General features: G+C 54.2%; 1 protein-coding gene. It reads right to left on the bottom strand.

Going from position 1 to position 698, the window contains the following annotated elements; translation table 11 throughout:
- Window positions 1-698, bottom strand: a 698-nt coding sequence (locus AC1DFM_RS34665) for a condensation domain-containing protein (RefSeq protein ID WP_477081364.1), incomplete at both ends; no start/stop codon positions are given.

Here is a 698-nt window from a genome sequence, read left to right as displayed (position 1 = left end):
CGGATGACGGCTTACATCCCGTTCACGCACCACTGCTTCCACCACTTTCTCAAAGGGTACTTCCTGGTGATCATAGGCTGACAACGTGGTATGCTTCACTTGTTCCAGCAGCGAGGCAAACGACTGCTCACTGCTGACATGACTGCGCAGCACCAGCGTGTTCACAAAAAAGCCAATCAGGCCTTCCACATCCTCGCTGGTACGACCTGCCACAGATGTCCCCACACAGATGTCTTCCTGCCCGCTGTAGCGATGCAACAACACCTTGAAGGCCGACAGCAGCGTCATGAACAGCGTAGTGCCATGCTGACGGGACAACTGTTTTAACGGAGACAGCAACCGTTCGTCCAGCTGGAACCAGTGTATCCCACCCCGGCTGCTCTGCACCGACGGACGGATATAATCACCCGGAAGCTGTAGTGTCGTAAAGCCCTGCAGCCGCGACTTCCAATAATCCAGCTTCTTATCCAGTATCGCTCCTGACACATAGCTGCGTTGCCAGATCGAATAATCTGCATACTGCACCGGCAGCGGTGGCAATGTGATGGAATGCCCCGCCGCATAAGCATTGTACAATGCAGCCAGCTCCCGCACGATGATACCTGTAGACCAGCCATCTGAGGCAATATGATGCATGGTCACCAGCAGCAGATGATCTTCAGATCCCCGTGTTACCAGATGTGCACGCAGCATATGAT

It is taken from the genome of Chitinophaga sp. 05T412 (assembly GCF_056396465.1).
Note: the sequence above shows the minus strand (reverse complement) of the source record. Positions and strands in the feature narration are given on the sequence as shown.